The 16,412-nt window shown below is 61.5% G+C and carries 19 protein-coding genes; 9 read left to right on the forward strand and 10 right to left on the reverse strand.

The genetic code is table 11. From position 1 onward, the window contains the following. Nucleotides 1–289: 289 nt before the first annotated feature. Nucleotides 290–634 (reverse strand): RidA family protein, encoded by a 345-nt coding sequence (locus CKW40_RS23830; protein WP_095202309.1) that lies wholly within the window; start codon nucleotides 632–634, stop codon nucleotides 290–292. 220 nt (nucleotides 635–854) lie between these two features. Here CKW40_RS23830 and aztA point away from each other — a divergent pair, with 220 nt between their 5' ends. From aztA to CKW40_RS23850, 4 genes are all read left to right on the forward strand, one after another. Then, nucleotides 855–1,679, forward strand: coding sequence for a zinc ABC transporter ATP-binding protein AztA (aztA, locus tag CKW40_RS23835; RefSeq protein ID WP_095202310.1), 825 nt, complete (start codon nucleotides 855–857; stop codon nucleotides 1,677–1,679). After that, entirely contained in the window at nucleotides 1,679–2,554 is an 876-nt protein-coding gene (aztB, locus tag CKW40_RS23840) for a zinc ABC transporter permease AztB (protein ID WP_095202311.1), read from the forward strand. Before aztA ends, aztB begins: the two co-directional genes overlap by 1 nt. 30 nt (nucleotides 2,555–2,584) lie before the next feature. Continuing rightward, nucleotides 2,585–3,526 carry a zinc ABC transporter substrate-binding protein AztC gene (gene aztC / locus CKW40_RS23845; RefSeq protein WP_095202312.1) on the forward strand — a complete coding sequence of 314 codons (942 nt, stop codon included), beginning with the start codon at nucleotides 2,585–2,587 and terminating at the stop codon, nucleotides 3,524–3,526. 225 nt (nucleotides 3,527–3,751) lie between these two features. Beyond that, nucleotides 3,752–4,090 carry a protein tyrosine phosphatase family protein gene (locus tag CKW40_RS23850; protein WP_095202313.1) on the forward strand — a complete coding sequence of 113 codons (339 nt, stop codon included), beginning with the start codon at nucleotides 3,752–3,754 and terminating at the stop codon, nucleotides 4,088–4,090. Nucleotides 4,091–4,246: 156 nt separating this feature from the next. Here CKW40_RS23850 and CKW40_RS23855 read toward each other — a convergent pair whose 3' ends face one another. After that, the gene (locus tag CKW40_RS23855) at nucleotides 4,247–4,714 is read right to left on the reverse strand and encodes an Lrp/AsnC family transcriptional regulator (protein WP_095202314.1); all 468 of its coding nucleotides are present in this window, start codon (nucleotides 4,712–4,714) and stop codon (nucleotides 4,247–4,249) included. A 137-nt stretch (nucleotides 4,715–4,851) separates the two neighbouring features. Between CKW40_RS23855 and hppD the strand changes: the two genes are divergently transcribed. After that, on the forward strand, nucleotides 4,852–5,967 hold the full coding sequence (gene hppD, locus CKW40_RS23860) for a 4-hydroxyphenylpyruvate dioxygenase (protein WP_095202315.1): 1,116 nt from the start codon (nucleotides 4,852–4,854) through the stop codon (nucleotides 5,965–5,967). Nucleotides 5,968–6,032: 65 nt separating this feature from the next. Beyond that, on the forward strand, nucleotides 6,033–6,257 hold the full coding sequence (locus tag CKW40_RS23865) for a type II toxin-antitoxin system Phd/YefM family antitoxin (RefSeq protein ID WP_095202316.1): 225 nt from the start codon (nucleotides 6,033–6,035) through the stop codon (nucleotides 6,255–6,257). 4 nt (nucleotides 6,258–6,261) lie between these two features. On the opposite strand, the gene CKW40_RS23870 is transcribed toward CKW40_RS23865, so the two are convergent. From CKW40_RS23870 to hmgA, 6 genes are read right to left on the reverse strand one after another with little or no spacing between them, the layout of a single operon-like run. After that, nucleotides 6,262–6,798: a DinB family protein gene (locus CKW40_RS23870; protein ID WP_095202317.1), complete on the reverse strand. Its 537-nt coding sequence runs from the start codon at nucleotides 6,796–6,798 to the stop codon at nucleotides 6,262–6,264. A 4-nt stretch (nucleotides 6,799–6,802) separates the two neighbouring features. Then, the gene (locus CKW40_RS23875) at nucleotides 6,803–7,096 is read right to left on the reverse strand and encodes a hypothetical protein (protein WP_095202318.1); all 294 of its coding nucleotides are present in this window, start codon (nucleotides 7,094–7,096) and stop codon (nucleotides 6,803–6,805) included. A gap of 9 nt (nucleotides 7,097–7,105) precedes the next feature. Beyond that, a complete protein-coding gene (locus tag CKW40_RS23880; protein ID WP_095202319.1) occupies nucleotides 7,106–8,119 on the reverse strand; it encodes a fumarylacetoacetate hydrolase family protein in 1,014 nt (337 codons plus the stop codon). Between the two features lie 15 nt (nucleotides 8,120–8,134). Next, nucleotides 8,135–8,476: a DUF7660 family protein gene (locus tag CKW40_RS23885; protein ID WP_095202320.1), complete on the reverse strand. Its 342-nt coding sequence runs from the start codon at nucleotides 8,474–8,476 to the stop codon at nucleotides 8,135–8,137. Between the two features lie 2 nt (nucleotides 8,477–8,478). Continuing rightward, nucleotides 8,479–9,336: an MBL fold metallo-hydrolase gene (locus CKW40_RS23890; protein WP_179298088.1), complete on the reverse strand. Its 858-nt coding sequence runs from the start codon at nucleotides 9,334–9,336 to the stop codon at nucleotides 8,479–8,481. Between the two features lie 11 nt (nucleotides 9,337–9,347). Next, nucleotides 9,348–10,661, reverse strand: a complete 1,314-nt coding sequence (gene hmgA / locus CKW40_RS23895; protein WP_095202322.1) for a homogentisate 1,2-dioxygenase — start codon at nucleotides 10,659–10,661, stop codon at nucleotides 9,348–9,350. 76 nt (nucleotides 10,662–10,737) lie between these two features. Between hmgA and CKW40_RS23900 the strand changes: the two genes are divergently transcribed. Both CKW40_RS23900 and CKW40_RS23905 read left to right on the forward strand, forming a co-directional pair. After that, nucleotides 10,738–11,202 (forward strand): MarR family winged helix-turn-helix transcriptional regulator, encoded by a 465-nt coding sequence (locus CKW40_RS23900; protein WP_095202323.1) that lies wholly within the window; start codon nucleotides 10,738–10,740, stop codon nucleotides 11,200–11,202. Between the two features lie 79 nt (nucleotides 11,203–11,281). Beyond that, entirely contained in the window at nucleotides 11,282–11,740 is a 459-nt protein-coding gene (locus CKW40_RS23905) for a hypothetical protein (protein WP_095202324.1), read from the forward strand. 12 nt (nucleotides 11,741–11,752) lie between these two features. On the opposite strand, the gene tdh is transcribed toward CKW40_RS23905, so the two are convergent. Both tdh and CKW40_RS23915 read right to left on the reverse strand, forming a co-directional pair. Continuing rightward, nucleotides 11,753–12,787: an L-threonine 3-dehydrogenase gene (gene tdh, locus CKW40_RS23910; protein ID WP_095202325.1), complete on the reverse strand. Its 1,035-nt coding sequence runs from the start codon at nucleotides 12,785–12,787 to the stop codon at nucleotides 11,753–11,755. A 51-nt stretch (nucleotides 12,788–12,838) separates the two neighbouring features. Continuing rightward, nucleotides 12,839–14,026 (reverse strand): glycine C-acetyltransferase, encoded by a 1,188-nt coding sequence (locus CKW40_RS23915; RefSeq protein WP_095202326.1) that lies wholly within the window; start codon nucleotides 14,024–14,026, stop codon nucleotides 12,839–12,841. 308 nt (nucleotides 14,027–14,334) lie between these two features. On the opposite strand from CKW40_RS23915, the gene CKW40_RS23920 reads away from it, so the two are divergent. Further along, on the forward strand, nucleotides 14,335–16,404 hold the full coding sequence (locus CKW40_RS23920; protein ID WP_095202327.1) for an EAL domain-containing protein: 2,070 nt from the start codon (nucleotides 14,335–14,337) through the stop codon (nucleotides 16,402–16,404). The last annotated feature ends 8 nt before the right edge of the window (nucleotides 16,405–16,412 follow it).

Genomic DNA, 16,412 nt, shown 5'->3' on the forward strand with positions numbered 1-16,412 from the left:
TCAGGCACCGTACCGAAATAGCTCTCAAGGCTGGTAATGGCAGTCACTCCTCGGTGGACTGCCTTCCCAAAGAATCCCTTCTCAAACCAACTTCAAGCCCAAAATCGCCATATGCGATTCCCCTGCCCTTGTGGGGGAGATGGCCGGCAGGCCAGAGGGGGGCGCCGTAGAGCGCAAACCTAGATTTTGCCTGCCATGACAAAACCGAAAGGCCGGCGGGACAGCGCCCCCCTCTGCCTTGCCAGGCATCTCCCCCACGAGGGGGGAGATTGGCAGCTTCACCGTTGCCTTAAATCGCCGCCGTAACGATAATCTCGACCAGATATTCCGGACCAGCCAACTTGGCTTCGCCGGTGGCGCGGGCGGGGGTGTGGCCCTGCGGCACCCATTTGTCCCATTCCGAATTCATCTCGGCGAAGGTGCCCATGTCGGCCAGCCAGATGATTGCCTGAACGATCTTGGTCTTGTCGGAGCCGGCCTTGGCCAGCAATTCGTCGATGGCCTTGAGGATGTCGCGGGTCTGCGAAGCGACGTTGCCGCCGGGCTCGCCGACCTGGCCGGCCAGATAGACGGTGTTGCCGTGGATGACGATCTGGCTCATGCGCGGGCCAACATCGATGCGACGAATGCTCATGGGGGGTTCCTTCCTGTTATGGGTGGCGACTGTTTAGAGTTGGCTCGGGCTTCGGGCAAGGCCGCCGGGGCCAAATCCCCTTGGACCAGTGCGCAAGGGACTCACGGCAAGTTGAGCCGCCGGTCGTAATTCCGCCCGATTGGCTTGTTGACTAATGTAATAACATCACATATCCAATCGGCCCTGCCCGCAGCCGAAATTGGCGGCCCGACGGAACGACATGACCCAGACCTGCCTGACATTCCGTGACCTGACGCTGGGCTACAACAGCCACCCGGCGATCCATCATCTCGACGGGGCGATCCGCAAGGGTTCGCTGACCGCCGTCGTCGGCGCCAACGGGTCCGGCAAGTCGACGCTGATGAAGGGCATTGTCGGGGTGCTGAAGCCGATGGCCGGCGAGGTTGTCCGCGCGCCCGGCGTACGCGCCGCCTACCTGCCGCAGCAATCCGAACTCGACCGCTCCTTCCCGGCGCGCGTTGTTGACCTGGTCTCGCTGGGTCTCTGGCCGAAGCGCGGCATGCTCGGCCGCTACACATCAGAAGATCGCGCGGCCGTGAGCCAGGCACTGATGGCGGTCGGCCTCGGCGGCTTCGAGAAGCGGCCGATCGACACGCTGTCGGGCGGTCAGTTGCAGCGCACGCTGTTTGCCCGCGTGCTGTTGCAGGACGCCGACCTGATCCTGCTCGACGAGCCGTTCAACGCTGTCGATGCCAAGACGGTCGGCGACCTGATTGCGCTCATCAAGCGCTGGCATGGCGAGGAACGCACCATCATGGTCGTCGTCCATGATCTCGATCTGGTCCGTCAGAATTTTCCGGAGACCCTGCTTCTGGCCCGTCAGCCGATCGCCTGGGGCGAAACGCGCGAGACTCTGAAGCCGGAAAACCTGTTGCGCGCCCGCCGCTTCCATGAAGCCTGGGAGGAAAACGCGCCGTGGTGCGAGCCGGACGAGCACGCCCATGGCCACGATCACGACCATCATGACCATACTCACGGGCACGATCACGACCATCACCATGGTGCCGGACCGAGGGCTGCCTGATGGACTGGATCTACGGTCTTTTCATCGCGCCCTTCGCCGATTTCGGTTTCATGCAGCGCGCGCTGTTCGGCTCGCTGATGCTGTCGCTCGGCGCCTGCCCGATCGGCGTCTTCCTGATGCTGCGGCGCATGAGCCTGTCGGGCGATGCCATGGCGCATGCCATCCTGCCGGGTGCAGCCGCCGGCTTCCTGTTCTACGGGCTGGAAATCCTGCCGATGACCATTGGCGGCCTGATCGCCGGCATCATCGTGGCGCTCGGCGCCGGTGCCGTCTCGCGCTTCACCATCCAGCGCGAGGACGCCTCGATGGCGGCCTTCTATCTGATTTCGCTCGCCATCGGCGTGCTGATGGTGTCGATCCGCGGCTCCAGCGTCGATCTCATGCATGTACTGTTCGGCACGGTGCTGGCGCTCAACAATGAAGCGCTGGCGCTGATCGGCGGCATCGTCGCGGTGACACTGGTCAGCCTCGCCATCTTCTGGCGGGCGCTGGTCGCCGAATGCCTCGATCCGCTGTTCCTGCGCTCGGTGAGCCGCATGGGCAGCCCGGTGCATTTCATCTTCCTTGGCCTGGTCGTGCTCAACCTTGTCGGCGGCTTCCAGGCGCTCGGTACGCTTCTGTCGGTCGGACTGATGATGCTGCCGGCGGCAGCCGCCCGCTTCTGGACCGTGCGCGTCGAGCCGATGTGCGTGCTGGCCGTGCTGATCGGCTTTGCCTCCTGCATCGCCGGGCTGCTTTTGTCCTACCACGCCTCGCTGCCGTCCGGCCCGGCCATCATCCTGTCGGCCGGCGTCGTGTACTTCGCCTCGATCCTGTTCGGCACACGCGGCATTCTGCGTGCCCGCATCATCCATCACCGTCACAGAACGGCCTGATCCCCCGCCCCTCAAAAGGAGACCCCGCCTATGCTGAGATCCATCCGTGCCGCCTTGGCGATGAGCGTTATAACATTAACCGCCTTTAGCGCATCGTCGGCTCTCGCGGCGCCGCTGAAAGTCGTCGCCAGCTTCACGGTCATTGCCGATTTCGCCAAAAATGTCGGTGGCGACCGTGTCGACATCACCACCATCGTCGGCCCGGATGGCGACGCCCATGTCTATGAGCCGAGCCCGGCCGACGCGGTCGCCATGGCCAAGGCCGATATCGTGCTGGTCAACGGCCTGCATTTCGAAGGCTTTTTGCAGCGGCTGGTCGATGCCAGCGCCACCAAGGCCTCGATCATCACCTTGACCAAGGGCGTGACGCCGATCGACTTCAAGCCTGAATTCGCCGACGCCGACGCGGCTGAAGGTGCCGGCACCGGCGGCGGCAAGACCGTTACCGATCCGCACGCATTCCAGTCGATCGCCAATGCCAAGATCTACGTGAAGAACATCGCCGAGGCTTTCTGCGCGGCCGACAGCGAGGGCTGTGTCAGCTACCAGACCAATGCCGCCGCCTACACCAAGAAGCTCGATGCGCTGGAAGGCGAAGTGAAGGCCGCGATCCAGTCGATCCCCGAGGCCAAGCGCGTCGTCATCACCTCGCATGACGCCTTCGGCTATTTCGAGCACGAATACGGGCTGACCTTCCTTGCCCCGCAAGGTATTTCGACCGATTCAGAACCGTCGGCCGCCGATGTCGCCAAGCTGGTCGAGCAGGTGAAGCAGGACAAGGCGGCGGCGATCTTCGTCGAAAACATCACCAACCCGCGCCTGATCGAGCAGATCGCCAGCGAGACCGGCATCAAGGTGGGCGGCACGCTCTATTCGGATGCGCTATCGCAGCCCGATGGCCCGGGATCGACCTATATCGACATGATGCACAACAACATCCGACAGATCAAAGGCGCGATCCTCGGCAGCTGAGGCAAGCCACTCTCGAAAAGGCGGAGCAAGTCTCCGCCTTTTTGGCCGAGGACTTCCGGCCGGACCTGTGGCGGGCGCTGCCCGATCCGCTTCCGGCCTGGGCGGCCTGAGTTGGAATTCTCGCCGGAAACGTCTATCTCTGCAGAACGATTTCCGCCGGCGGATTGCCGGCCACGTCGGGGAGTGGCAAGACTCCTCGACAAATCAGATTGCGAGGATGCTGCCATGGAATACCGCGAAATCAGCGAGGATTATTCAGTCTCTGGCCAGATTCAGCCCGAAGACGTCGCCGCCATCAAGGAAGCCGGCTTCAAGAGCGTCATATGCAACCGGCCGGACGACGAACAGCCCGGCCAGCCTTCAGCAAAGAGCATCGGATCGGTGGTCGAAGCCGCCGGCCTCGCCTTCCGCTATATCCCCGTCATCAGCGGCCAGATCACCGCCGAGAATGTCGAGGACCAGGCCGAGGCGCTCGACGCGCTCGAAGGCCCGGTGTTCGCCTATTGCCGCTCCGGCGCTCGCTGCACGAATCTGTATGGGCTGATCCAGCAATCGAAGGGCTGAAAATTCGCCAGCGCAAGGTGTGCTGAGATTCAGGTCAGGCCGAGTCGAAAATGATGGCTTCCGAGAACCGGAGCGGAGCGTACTTAAAGTACGTGAGCACCGGAAGCGCAGAAAGCCGGCATTTGCAGGCCGGCCTCACCTGAATATCGACACAGCTTAAATCGGCAGCGCGCCGGTTTCCTTCAGCGTCTCCAGCACAATCGCCGTCTTCACATGCTGCACGGATTCGTGTGGCAGGAGCACGCCGTTGACGAACTCCGACAGCGACTTCAGATCGGGCGTCACCACCTTCAGGATGTAATCCATTTCGCCGGTCAGCGCATGCGCCTCCTGCACCTCGGGCAGCCGCGCCACCAATTCGCCGAAGCGCCTTGCGTTGTCGCGGTTGTGGGTGGCCAAGGTCACTGAGATGACGTTGACCAGCGAGAAGCCGAGCTTGTCGCGGTCGAGCACCGCCCGATAGCCCCTGATATAGCCGTCTTCCTCGAGCCGCAGGCGGCGGCGCGAGCACTGTGATGCCGACAGGTTCACCCGCTCCGAAAGGTCATTGTTGGTCAGCCGCGCATCGCCCTGCAGGAGCGCCATTATCTTGCGGTCAAACTGATCAACACGCGTCTCATCCATGGTTTTATCTCTCATCATGCATGCTTCGCGCATGACATCATCATTTCAAGCGTTTGAATGCAAGCACCATGCGCCGGCTCCGCGCTATGATGGTGCGAGATGGTCTTTTCAGGCCAAGCCAGTTTTGGAGGATTATCATGGGTCCCTTCCCGCACGACGCCCCGCCCGCCACGATCAGCAAGGACAATCCGGCCGGCACCGATGGTTTCGAGTTCGTCGAATTCGCGCATCCGGAGCCGCAGAAGCTGGCCGAACTGTTCACCCGCATGGGCTATGTGGCGGTGGCGAAGCACCGGACCAAAGACATCACCGTCTGGCGCCAGGGCGACATCAACTATGTCGTCAATGCCGAGCCGGGCTCGCATGCGATGAAGTTCGCCGACAAGCATGGCCCTTGTGCCGCGTCGATGGCCTGGCGGGTTGTCGATGCCAAGCATGCGTTCGACCACGCCGTCTCGAAGGGCGCCACGCCCCACGAAGGTGACGACAAGGCGCTCGATGTGCCGGCGATCGTCGGCATCGGTGGTTCGCTGCTTTATTTCATCGATACCTACGGCACGAAGGGTTCGGCTTACGAGGCCGAGTTCGAGTGGCTCGGCGCGCGCGATCCACGACCGCTAGGTGTCGGCTTCTATTTCCTCGACCACCTGACCCACAATGTCTATCGCGGCCAGATGGACAAATGGTGGGATTTCTACCGCAATCTGTTCGGCTTCAAGCAGATCCATTTCTTCGACATTGACGGCAAGATCACCGGCCTGGTCAGCCGCGCCATCACCTCGCCTTGCGGCAAGATCCGCATTCCGCTCAACGAATCCAAGGACGAGACCAGCCAGATCGCCGAGTATCTGAAGAAGTACAATGGCGAGGGCATCCAGCACATCGCGGTCGGCACCGACGAGATCTACGCCGCCACCGACAAGCTCGCCGCCAACGGGCTGAAATTCATGCCCGGCCCGCCGGAGACCTACTACGACATGTCGTACGATCGGGTGAACGGCCATGACGAGCCGATTGAGCGGATGAAGAAGCACGGCATCCTCATCGACGGCGAAGGCGTGGTCGACGGCGGCATGACCAAGATCCTGCTGCAGATCTTCTCGAAAACCGTGATCGGCCCGATCTTCTTCGAATTCATCCAGCGCAAGGGCGACGAAGGCTTCGGCGAAGGCAATTTCCGCGCGCTGTTCGAATCGATCGAGCAGGACCAGATCAAGCGCGGCGTGATCAAGTTGGATGGCAAGGCGGCCTAAGGCCGAACAAGTCGCTTACGGCTCGACCGGTTATGACGTATTTTAGGTTATAACCGGTCCCAGCCATGAACATATCCATCTCGGAAGCCAAGGCCAAACTATCGGAACTCGTTAGGCTTGCAGAGGCCGGTGAGGATATTGCATTCACGCGCCATGGGAAAATTGTTGCAAGGCTCGTGTCGCCGGCCACGAAAGACCTTTTGCCTCGCATTGGCGCCTTGAAGGGCAGTATCCGTATCGCAGAAGATTTTGAGAACCTCGGCTCTGAGTGGGCTGAATATCAAAAATGATGGTTCATAGCCCCAGCCGCTCGACCTCGGCCCTCCTGAGCTTCAAATCATAGTCGAGCAAAAACTCGTCCAACTGCGGCGGCGCCACCGAGGTGCCGGACAGCATGGCATGCACCTGACCGCGATGGTGGATGTCGTGCAGGAAAACATGGGCGAAGATGTCGCCGATCTTTTCGGGGATCATGCCGTCCTCGCGCCGGTCGGTGATGACACGGCGATCGAGATCGGCCTCCGACAGGCCATCGCAGAAGGCGATCAGCCGACGGTCGGCAACGACCTGAGCGGCAAACAGCGCCTGCGGCTCATCGAACGGCACGTAATTGTCATAGGCGGCAGCTCCCACGCCGCCCTCTTCGAGAAAATCGAGATAGAGATGATCGACCGCCAAGATGTGGTTGAGCGTCTCCTTGATCGACGGGAAGAAGCTGGTGCGCTCGGCTTCGAATTCGCCGGGCTTTAGCTGCAGAACGGCACGGTAGAGCCGGTCGTTCGACCACAGATTGTTGCCGGCCATGCGGCGCAGATGATCAAGCAGGGTCATGAGATCATCCCCCTGACCGCACCAGGTGCAAGCCTGCCGCCATAATCGCGAACCCCGCAAGAACGATCAGCAGCAACCCGTTCATGCGCCGACGCATGACTTGCGTTTCCGGATCCCGCGCCACTTTCATGTTGGTGATGGTGTGGAACATCATCGCCTTGCGCAGGTAGCCGCTGCGGTTGGTCAGGTCCGGTGAGCGCGCCTCGATGCGATAGCTCAGCCGGATCGCCAGGATGAAGACAACCAGAATCCCAAGCGCCCAGACGCCGGCCAGCAGATAGAACGCCTCCCCCGTCATTCCGTCCCCCTATCTCTCGTATTTCTCGACCTTCTGCTCGATGGCGCCGAAGATCGAATGGCCTGTTTTGTCCTTCATCTCGATGCGCACCGTGTCGCCGAAGCGCAGGAACGGCGTTTTGGGCTCGCCATTCTCGATCGTCTCGATCATGCGCAGTTCGGCAATGCAGGAATAGCCGGCGCCGCCAGCCGAGACAGGCTTGCCCGGGCCGCCGTCGAGCTTGTTGGAGACCGTGCCCGAACCGATAATCGTACCCGCCACCAGCGGCCTTGTCCTGGCGGCATGGACGATCAACGCCGGAAAATCGAAGGTCATGTCGATGCCGGCGTTGGCGCGGCCGAACGGCTTGCCGTTGAGGTCCGCAAGCAGCGGCTGGCTGACCTTGCCGCCGTCCCAGGCGTCGCCCAGTTCGTCCGGCGTGACCGCGACCGGCGAAAAAGCCGAGGACGGTTTTGATTGGAAAAAGCCGAACCCCTTGGCCAGTTCCGGCCCGGTGAGCGCGCGCAACGTGACGTCGTTGACCAGCATGACCAGCCGGATCGCGGCGCGTGCTTCATCGAGGCTTGCGCCCGTGGGCACATCGTCGACGATGACGGCGACTTCGCCTTCCATGTCGATGCCGAAGGCTTCGTCTGCCATGCGGATCGGATCGCGCGGCGCAATGAAGGAGTCCGCGCCGCCCTGGTAGATCAGCGGGTCGGTCCAGAAGCTCGCCGGCATCTCGACGCCGCGCGCTTTGCGCACCAGTTCGACATGGTTCACATAGGCGGACCCGTCAGCCCATTGATAGGCGCGCGGCAGGGGTGAATGCGCGTCGTGTTCGTGAAAGCGCGCCGACGGCACCGCATTGTTCTCCAGCGATTCCGCGATTGTGCCGAGATGCGGCGAAATTCGCTGCCAGTCGTCGAGTGCCGCCTGCAGCGTGCGCGCCAGGAACGAGGCATCGGTGTACTGCGTCAGGTCGCGCGACACGACGACGAGTTTTCCGTCCCGTGTCCCGTCCTTCAATGTGGCAAGCTTCATGCGTCCTCCCAATGATTATTCGTAATATTTACCGGCATAGAGAATTCTGGCTGCGGCTTTCCAGGGATTTTCATCCGCCAGGAATGCCGGGTTATGTCTCCCATTGTCTTCGACGCAGGCGACAGCTGATACAAGAAAAGTGGCTATCGAATTGTTTTCCCAGCCATTCCAGCTGATGTCGGGTCCCGACGGCTGCAACGCTTCCTTGCGGTCAGCATCCTCACGATCCTTGCGCAACGCATCGATGAACCGGACAAAGGATGGCAAGTCCTGCACGCTGTCGAGGGCCGAGGAGAGCAGCGCCGAGGACGTCGCCGCGGATTTATCCATCTCGTCCCAAAGCTCTTCGTCGGCCATCGTCACTCCCGAAACCCCACAACAAGGCCGTCGCGGGCGATCGTCAAGTCGCCGGCCCATGTTTTCCTGACAGCAGCGCTCCAGTCGGCCTCGCCGATCTCGGCATCGTCGGCAGGAATCAGGTGGTTGAGCACCAGCCTCTTCACGCCGGCATCGCTGGCGATGCGCCCCGCCTCCTCGGCAAAGCTGTGGCTGGCGAGCAGATGTTGCCTGAGCCGCGCGCCATTGCCGGTTCTGGCAACCAGTCGTTCGATGCCCTCCTCCAGCATGGCTTCGTGGACAAGAATGTCGGCACCCTCGGCAAAATCGGCGAGCGGTGGAAAGAAGGCCGTGTCGGCGGAAAACACCACGCTTTTCCCACCATGCTCGAAGCGCAGGGCAAAGCAGTCGGTCACCGGCGGATGGTCGACGCGCAGCGCCGAAACCTTCAGGCCGCCCTGCTCGACCACCTGACCCTCGCCGAATTCGTCGATCGAAACCAGTTCGCGAATGTCGGGCCGGCCCTCGTCGGCGATGCGGATCTCGATGTCGAATTCCATCGCCTGGCAGAATCGCCGCCAGTAATGGCCGGTGCCGGCAGGCCCGAACACGTTGACCGGCGTCGCCAGCCCCGCCGTCCAGGCGGTGTGGATCAGCGGCCCGAGTTCCAGCACATGATCGGAATGCAAATGCGTGATGAAGATCAGGTCGAGCGTCTTCAGGCTAATGCCGGCATCGACCAGGCCGCGCGTCACGCCAAGCCCGCAATCGACGACGATGGTTCGCCCTGCGATCTCAAGCAGCGACGAACTCGGCCACGGCCCGCCCGGCCGGAGCGCCGGGCCGCCCTTCGAACCGAGCAGCACCAACCGATCCGGCATTGGCCCGCCGCTCAAGACCAGTCGCCCTCGGGCGTGCCATTAAAACGCTTCTTCAGGTCGGCCCAGCAGTCGATGTAGTTGTCCTGCCTTGTTTCCAGCTCGGCGCCATAGCGGGTCAGCATCTGCGGGAAACGGGTCTCGAACATGAAGGCCATGGTGTTGTCGAGCTTGACCGGTTTCAGCTCCGCGCGCGAGGCCTTTTCGAAGCCAGGCGCATCCGGGCCATGGGCCAGCATCAGATTGTGCAGGCTGATGCCGCCGGGCACAAATCCTTCCTCCTTGGCGTCGTACTGGCCGTGGATCAGCCCCATGAACTCGCTCATGATGTTGCGATGATACCAGGGCGGCCGGAACGTATCTTCCGCCACCAGCCAGCGCGGCGGGAAGATCACGAAGTCGATGTTGGCGGTGCCTTCCTCGCCGCTCGGCGCGGTCAGCACGGTGAAGATCGACGGATCTGGGTGATCGAACAGGATGGCGCCGACGGGCGAAAACGTCGCCAGGTCATATTTGTAGGGCGCATAATTGCCATGCCAGGCGACGACGTCGAGCGGCGAGTGGCCGATCTCGGTGACATGGAAATTGCCGCACCATTTCACGATCAGCCGGCACGGCGTTTCCTTCTCTTCGAACCAGGCGCAAGGCGTCTTGAAATCGCGTGGGTTGGCCAGGCAGTTGGCGCCGATCGGGCCGCGGTCGGGCAGCGTCAGCTTGGCGCCGTAGTTCTCGCAGACATAGCCACGCACTTCCTTGTCGACCAATTCGACCTTGAAGACGAGGCCGCGCGGCAAAACGGCGATCTCGCCAGGCCGAAGCTCGATGACGCCCATCTCGGTCACAACGCGCAAGGCGCCGACCTGCGGGACGACCAGCAGCTCACCGTCGGCGTTGAAGAAATGATCGTCGACCATCGATGTGTTGGCGACATAGACATGGGCGGCCATGCCCGTCTGCCCGAGCACGTCGCCGGCCGTGGTGATGCTGCGCATACCCTGGATAAAGTCGGTTGGCTCCGTCGGCATCGGCACCGGGTTCCAGCGATACTGGCCAAGCGCCAACTCGTGGTCGCCGACATTGGGCGCGGTCTTCCACAAGGGATAGTTTGCCGCCTTGAAGCGACCGGTATGCTTGACGCTTGGCCGGATGCGGTAGAGCCAGGAGCGCTCATTGGTGCCGCGCGGCGCGGTGAAAGGCGAGCCCGAAAGCTGCTCGGCATAGAGGCCGTAGGCCGGCCGCTGCGGCGAGTTCCGCCCTTGCGGCAGCGAGCCGGGCAAGGTTTCGGTTTCGAAATCGTTGCCGAAACCCGGCATGTAGGAAAAGGCCATCGCTTCCTCCCGGATTGACCAAACTGGTTTCATTTGTAACCATCGAAAATGTAACCATCAATGGTGACTTCGAAAAATGGCGACGAACAACGAAACCTCCAACGAGCCTGAAATTCTCGATCTGGAGAATTTCCTGCCTTACCGACTCTATCGGCTCGCCGATGCCGTCAGCCGTGAATTCTCCCGAATATACAAGGACAGCCACGGCCTGACGCGGCCGGAGTGGCGCACGCTTTCCGGGCTCGGGCAGCGCGGCACGATGACGGCAACGGAACTTGGCGAGCAATCGGCCATGCACAAGACCAAGGTCTCGCGCGCGGTGGCGGCGCTGGAACGACGGCGCTGGCTGGCGCGTACGCCGGACGAGAATGATCGGCGTGTCGAACACCTTGCGCTGACCAAGGCCGGGCTTGCCGCCTATCGTGAGATGGTGCCTCTGGCGAAGGCGTTTGAGGGGCAGCTGTTTGAACGCCTTGATCCAGCAGACCGCTCGCTCATTCTTGCAACCTTTACGAGCCTCGAAGCGTTATTTTTGAATTAACCAATAAACAATAATTCATTTATGCTCGCGCTCACGCAACTATAATTTGAAAAATAGTTTCCTAATTGGAGGGTGTGTGATGGACCGCTTTGATTGGAAAATACTTATCCCTTGGGTGATAAGCATCGGTACTGTTTTTGTCGGAATCTTGGAATACTCCGACAAACAGGCTCAGGCAAATCGCGAACCATTTCTCAAAGAGCAAACCAGACTTCTCTTTGAGGCAACTGAAACTGTTTCGACACTGGCAAATACAACCGACCCTGACGACTGGAAGAAGGCTCGCTTACGCTTCTGGACTCTTTACTGGGGTCCACTCAGCTTAGTCGAAGACGTTCGCGTTGAGAGCTGCATGGTAAAGTTGGGGGAGATCATACCGGCTCCGACGCAGGCTGAATTACCACCGCTGCCATTCGACAAGCTTCGGACAGCATCTTACGAATTGGCGCATATCGCCCGCAATCTGATGATCACCAGTTGGGATGCAAAGCTTGATATGAAGGTCACAAACACATTCAGCATCTGCAAAGATGGCTAGCTAGGCGGCCCCTCACCAATCCATCACCACCTTGCCCGAACTGCCGCTCCTCATCGCATCGAACCCCGTCTGGAAGTCATCGATACCGATGCGGTGGGTGATCAGGCCTGAGACATCGAGCGAGCCCTGCACCAGCGCGATCATCTTGTACCAGGTCTCGAACATTTCGCGGCCATAGATGCCCTTGAGATGCAGCATCTTGAAGATGACCTTGTTCCAGTCGATCTCGAAGCCGGTCGGGGCAATGCCCAGAATGGCGATCTTGCCGCCATTGTTCATGGTGTCGATCATGTCGCGGAAGGCGGGTGCGGCGCCCGACATTTCGAGGCCGACGTCAAAACCCTCGGTCATGCCGAGCGCCGGCATGACATCGCGCAGCTTTTCCTTCGAGGCGTCGACGACATGCTGGACACCGAGTTTTTTCGCCAGCGCCAGCCGCACCGGGTTGATGTCGGTTATGACCACCTTGCGCGCGCCGACACATTGCGCCACCAGCGCGCCCATGATGCCGATCGGCCCGGCGCCGGTGACCAGCACATCCTCGCCGACCAGGTCGAAGGACAATGCCGTGTGCACCGCATTGCCCAGGGGATCGAAAATCGCGGCGATTTCGTCCGGCACATCGTCGGGGATCGGCACGACATTGTGCTGCGGGATCGCCAGATACTCGCCGAAGGCGCCGGGACGATTGACGCCGACGCCGAGCGTGTTGCGGCAGAGATGCCCTCGCCCCGCACGGCAGTTGCGGCAATGGCCGCAGACGATGTGGCCTTCGCCCGAGACGCGCTGGCCGACCTTGTATTCGGTGACCGCCGCGCCGAAATCGGCGACCGTGCCGACGAATTCATGGCCAGTGACCATCGGCACCGGCACGGTCTTCTGCGCCCACTGGTCCCAATTGTAGATATGGACGTCGGTGCCGCAGATCGCCGTCTTCTTGACCTTGATCAGCACATCGTTGGGGCCGATCTCCGGCACCGGCACCTCTTCCATCCAGATGCCCGGCTCGGCCTTGGCCTTCACCAGCGCCTTCATCATGTTCGACATTCTTTTGTCCCTTGAATCTTTGATCCGGAATCGCTTTTCGGCGCCGGCTGCTCAGGAAATGACGCCCAGCTCCTTGCCGACCGCAGCGAAAGCCTCCACCGCCCTATCAATATCGGCAATGGAATGCGCCGCCGACATCTGGGTGCGGATACGCGCCTGGCCCTTGGGCACCACCGGGAAGGAGAATCCGATGACATAGATGCCGCGCTTCAGCATGCGCGCCGCCATCTCCTGCGCCAGCGTGGCGTCGCCCAGCATCACCGGGATGATCGGATGGTCGGCCCCGGCCAGCGTGAAGCCGAGCTTGCCCATCTGCGACCTGAACCGCGCCGCATTGGCATAGAGGCGTTCGCGCAAGGCGTCGCCATTGCGGATCAGGTCGAACACCTTGATCGAAGCGCCGGCGATCGCCGGCATCAGCGTGTTGGAGAACAGATAGGGCCGCGAGCGCTGGCGCAGCCAATCGACCACTTGGCTCTTGCCAGAGGTGTAGCCGCCGGAAGCGCCGCCTAACGCCTTGCCCAGCGTGCCGGTGATGATGTCCACCCTGCCCTCGACACCGCAATGCTCGGCCGAGCCGCGGCCGTTCTTGCCGACGAAGCCAACCGCATGGCTGTCGTCGACCATGACCATGGCATCGTATTTGTCGGCAAGGTCGCAGACGCCCTTGAGGTTGGCGATGATGCCGTCCATCGAAAACACACCGTCGGTGGCGATCAGCCGGAAGCGGCAATCCCTGGCCTCCTTCAGCCGCACCTCGAGATCGGCCATGTCGTTGTTGGCGTAGCGGAAGCGTTTGGCCTTCGACAGCCTGACACCGTCGATGATCGAGGCGTGGTTCAGCGCATCCGAAATGATCGCGTCTTCCTCACCAAGCAGCGTCTCGAACAGGCCACCATTGGCGTCGAAACAGGAACCGTAGAGGATGGTGTCTTCCAGGCCGAGGAAGGAAGAGATCGTCGCCTCGAGCTGTTTGTGTTCCTCCTGCGTGCCGCAGATGAAGCGCACCGAGGCCATGCCGTAGCCATAACGGTCGAGCGCCTGGGTGGCGGCCTTTCGCAGGTCGGCGCTGTCGGCGAGGCCGAGATAGTTGTTGGCGCAGAAGTTCAGCACTTTCTCGCCGCCGACCTCGATCTCAGCCGACTGCATCGATGAAATCACCCGCTCGGACTTGTAGAGGCCGGCCGTTTTGAGCCCGGCAAGCTCGCTGTCGATATGGGAGAGGAATGCTGCGGTCATGATCAGGCCTCGTTTGACGTGGGCAGACTGTCGTCCCGCCTGCGCAAAAAATCCATCGCAAAAGCGACCGGATCGGGTGGCTGGGCAGCATCAATGAGGCGCCGTGGACATCACCCATGCGACCGTCCGGGAACACTCGGGGTAACGAATGGTCAAATGCAGGCCGGCGGCGAAAGGAGGCGATAACCATTTCGCGATCTTTCCGCTCCTCCCCCTTGCCGGCCGGCTGCCGGTTTCCAGTCCTGTTAACGTTTGCAGTTCAATGGTGCTCATACAGGAATCCGTTGGCGAGAGGGCCGCCCCCGAACATGTCGCAGCAGCCGGTGCATACCGTTTCAGGCAAGCTTATCCTGCTGATCAAAGCCGGCTATTGGCTGGCGCTGCTGATCATTGCCGCCATGGTGGCGGCGTCCTTCGTCCTGCTGCAGCAGACGATGGCCACGCAGCAGCATAACCACACCTTGCTCGACATCGTCGGCACACAGAAGACATTGTCGCAGCGCATCGTCTTCCTGGCCAGCGAAACGGGTGCCGCCTCGCGTGACAAGCAGCCGGCGCTGGTCAGCGCGCTCAAGCAGGCGACGGCGGAGTTCGAGACCAACTACGACCTGCTGCTCAAGCAGACCGGCGCGGATCCTGAATCGCCCGCCAAGCTCGATGCGAAGTCGATAGACAGCGTGCTTTTCGCCAAGCCCTTCCATCTCGACTACTTCTCCGTCGGGCTGATCGCCAATGGCGACCGCCTGATCTCAGCCCTTGAATCGCGACTCAATCTCGACAATGAGGGCTACAAGGGCGGCGCCGAACGCGTGAACCTCGATGCCTCGGTCGCCAATGCCACCTTGTCGGGCTATGCAGCCCTTGGCCAGCGCATCAGCGCCGAAGCCGACGAGCGTTCCGAAAAGCTGCTCGCCCTGCACCGCACGCTGTTCTACGCCACACTCGGCGTCATCTTGCTGGTGGCGCTGTTCATCTTCAGGCCGATGTCCAATGCGATCCTGCGCAAGACGCGGGAACTGGTCGATGCGCGCAATTCGATGGCCTTCATCGCGGTTCATGACGGCCTGACCGGTCTGCACAACCGCACCTTCCTGACCGATCATTTCGACACGCTGATCAAGGGTGCGCATCGCCGGCGCGAACGCCTGGCCGTCGTCCAGCTCGACCTCGACCGCTTCAAGCAGATCAACGATACGCTCGGCCACGCCGCCGGCGACTATGTCCTGGTCGTCACGGCACAGCGCATGCGCGATTCCTGCCGGGCGTCGGATCTGTGCGCGCGGCTCGGTGGCGACGAATTCGTGATGATCCTCAATGGAGCGGGCAGCACCGAAGACATCAACATGCTCGCACGGCGCATCCTGGCGCACATCAACGAGCCGATCGTCTTCCAGGGCACCACCATTCTTCCGGGCGCCAGCGGTGGCATCGCTGTCTATCCGATCGATGCCGACAATGCGCAGGACTTGCTCGTCCATGCCGATCTGGCGCTTTACTCCGCCAAGAAAATGGGCGGCGGCAACTTCTCGTTCTTCTCGGAGGAACTGCGCCGCGAGCTCGACTACCGCAAGCAGCTCGAGCACGACATCAAGGTCGCCATAGCCGAGCGGGCATTCCAGGTCTATTTCCAGCCGCAGGTCTCCTTGACCGACGGCACGATCAGCGGCATCGAAGCCCTGGTGCGATGGAACCATCACGAGCGTGGCATGATCTCGCCAGGCGAATTCATTCCGGTCGCCGAGAAATGCGGCTTCATGCCGGAGATCGGCCGCATCGTGATCAGCAAGGCGATCAACGAGGCCGCCGAATGGAACCGTGCTGGGATTGCCTTCGGCCGGCTTGCCGTCAATGTCTCGGGCACCGAGCTGCGCGAGCACGATTTCGATGCGTTTCTGTTCGAGACGCTGGAAAAGGCCGGCCTGCCACCGCAGAAACTGTCGCTGGAAATCGTCGAATCCGTCATCCTGGACGACGAGAAGACAGGTATAGCGGCGAAGCTGCGTCACATCCGGGCGGCAGGCGTCCATCTGGAACTCGATGATTTCGGCACCGGTTATGCGTCGCTCAGCCACGTCAATCCCAACGAGATCGATCGGCTCAAGATCGACCGCCGCTTCGTCCAGAACATCCATGAGAATGGCGACAACTCGAAGATCGTGCGCGCCATCACCGAGCTTGCCCGCGGCCTCGGCATCTCCATCGTCGCCGAGGGCGCTGAAACCGAAGCCGAACTCGATTCGCTGATGGCAATCGGCTGCGACCAGGTGCAGGGCTATTCCATCGCCTTCCCGATGCCGCAGGACAAGGCGCTGGAATGGCTGACCGCCCGCATGCCGAAGAAGGCCAAACTACGGGTCTTGCAGGGCAGCCTGGCGTAACGGCCCGG

Origin of the sequence: Mesorhizobium carmichaelinearum, assembly GCF_900199455.1 — a bacterium.
In the GTDB taxonomy this organism is placed as follows: Bacteria; Pseudomonadota; Alphaproteobacteria; order Rhizobiales; family Rhizobiaceae; genus Mesorhizobium; species Mesorhizobium carmichaelinearum.

What these genes read in the sequence shown, in the direction of transcription:
- CKW40_RS23830 (WP_095202309.1), bottom strand. Translation starts at nt 634, where the DNA reads ATGAGCATTCGTCGCATCGATGTTGGCCCGCGCATGAGCCAGATCGTC.
- aztA (WP_095202310.1), top strand. Translation starts at nt 855, where the DNA reads ATGACCCAGACCTGCCTGACATTCCGTGACCTGACGCTGGGCTACAAC.
- aztB (WP_095202311.1), top strand. Translation starts at nt 1,679, where the DNA reads ATGGACTGGATCTACGGTCTTTTCATCGCGCCCTTCGCCGATTTCGGT.
- aztC (WP_095202312.1), top strand. Translation starts at nt 2,585, where the DNA reads ATGCTGAGATCCATCCGTGCCGCCTTGGCGATGAGCGTTATAACATTA.
- CKW40_RS23850 (WP_095202313.1), top strand. Translation starts at nt 3,752, where the DNA reads ATGGAATACCGCGAAATCAGCGAGGATTATTCAGTCTCTGGCCAGATT.
- CKW40_RS23855 (WP_095202314.1), bottom strand. Translation starts at nt 4,714, where the DNA reads ATGGATGAGACGCGTGTTGATCAGTTTGACCGCAAGATAATGGCGCTC.
- hppD (WP_095202315.1), top strand. Translation starts at nt 4,852, where the DNA reads ATGGGTCCCTTCCCGCACGACGCCCCGCCCGCCACGATCAGCAAGGAC.
- CKW40_RS23865 (WP_095202316.1), top strand. Translation starts at nt 6,033, where the DNA reads ATGAACATATCCATCTCGGAAGCCAAGGCCAAACTATCGGAACTCGTT.
- CKW40_RS23870 (WP_095202317.1), bottom strand. Translation starts at nt 6,798, where the DNA reads ATGACCCTGCTTGATCATCTGCGCCGCATGGCCGGCAACAATCTGTGG.
- CKW40_RS23875 (WP_095202318.1), bottom strand. Translation starts at nt 7,096, where the DNA reads ATGACGGGGGAGGCGTTCTATCTGCTGGCCGGCGTCTGGGCGCTTGGG.
- CKW40_RS23880 (WP_095202319.1), bottom strand. Translation starts at nt 8,119, where the DNA reads ATGAAGCTTGCCACATTGAAGGACGGGACACGGGACGGAAAACTCGTC.
- CKW40_RS23885 (WP_095202320.1), bottom strand. Translation starts at nt 8,476, where the DNA reads ATGGCCGACGAAGAGCTTTGGGACGAGATGGATAAATCCGCGGCGACG.
- CKW40_RS23890 (WP_179298088.1), bottom strand. Translation starts at nt 9,336, where the DNA reads ATGCCGGATCGGTTGGTGCTGCTCGGTTCGAAGGGCGGCCCGGCGCTC.
- hmgA (WP_095202322.1), bottom strand. Translation starts at nt 10,661, where the DNA reads ATGGCCTTTTCCTACATGCCGGGTTTCGGCAACGATTTCGAAACCGAA.
- CKW40_RS23900 (WP_095202323.1), top strand. Translation starts at nt 10,738, where the DNA reads ATGGCGACGAACAACGAAACCTCCAACGAGCCTGAAATTCTCGATCTG.
- CKW40_RS23905 (WP_095202324.1), top strand. Translation starts at nt 11,282, where the DNA reads ATGGACCGCTTTGATTGGAAAATACTTATCCCTTGGGTGATAAGCATC.
- tdh (WP_095202325.1), bottom strand. Translation starts at nt 12,787, where the DNA reads ATGTCGAACATGATGAAGGCGCTGGTGAAGGCCAAGGCCGAGCCGGGC.
- CKW40_RS23915 (WP_095202326.1), bottom strand. Translation starts at nt 14,026, where the DNA reads ATGACCGCAGCATTCCTCTCCCATATCGACAGCGAGCTTGCCGGGCTC.
- CKW40_RS23920 (WP_095202327.1), top strand. Translation starts at nt 14,335, where the DNA reads ATGTCGCAGCAGCCGGTGCATACCGTTTCAGGCAAGCTTATCCTGCTG.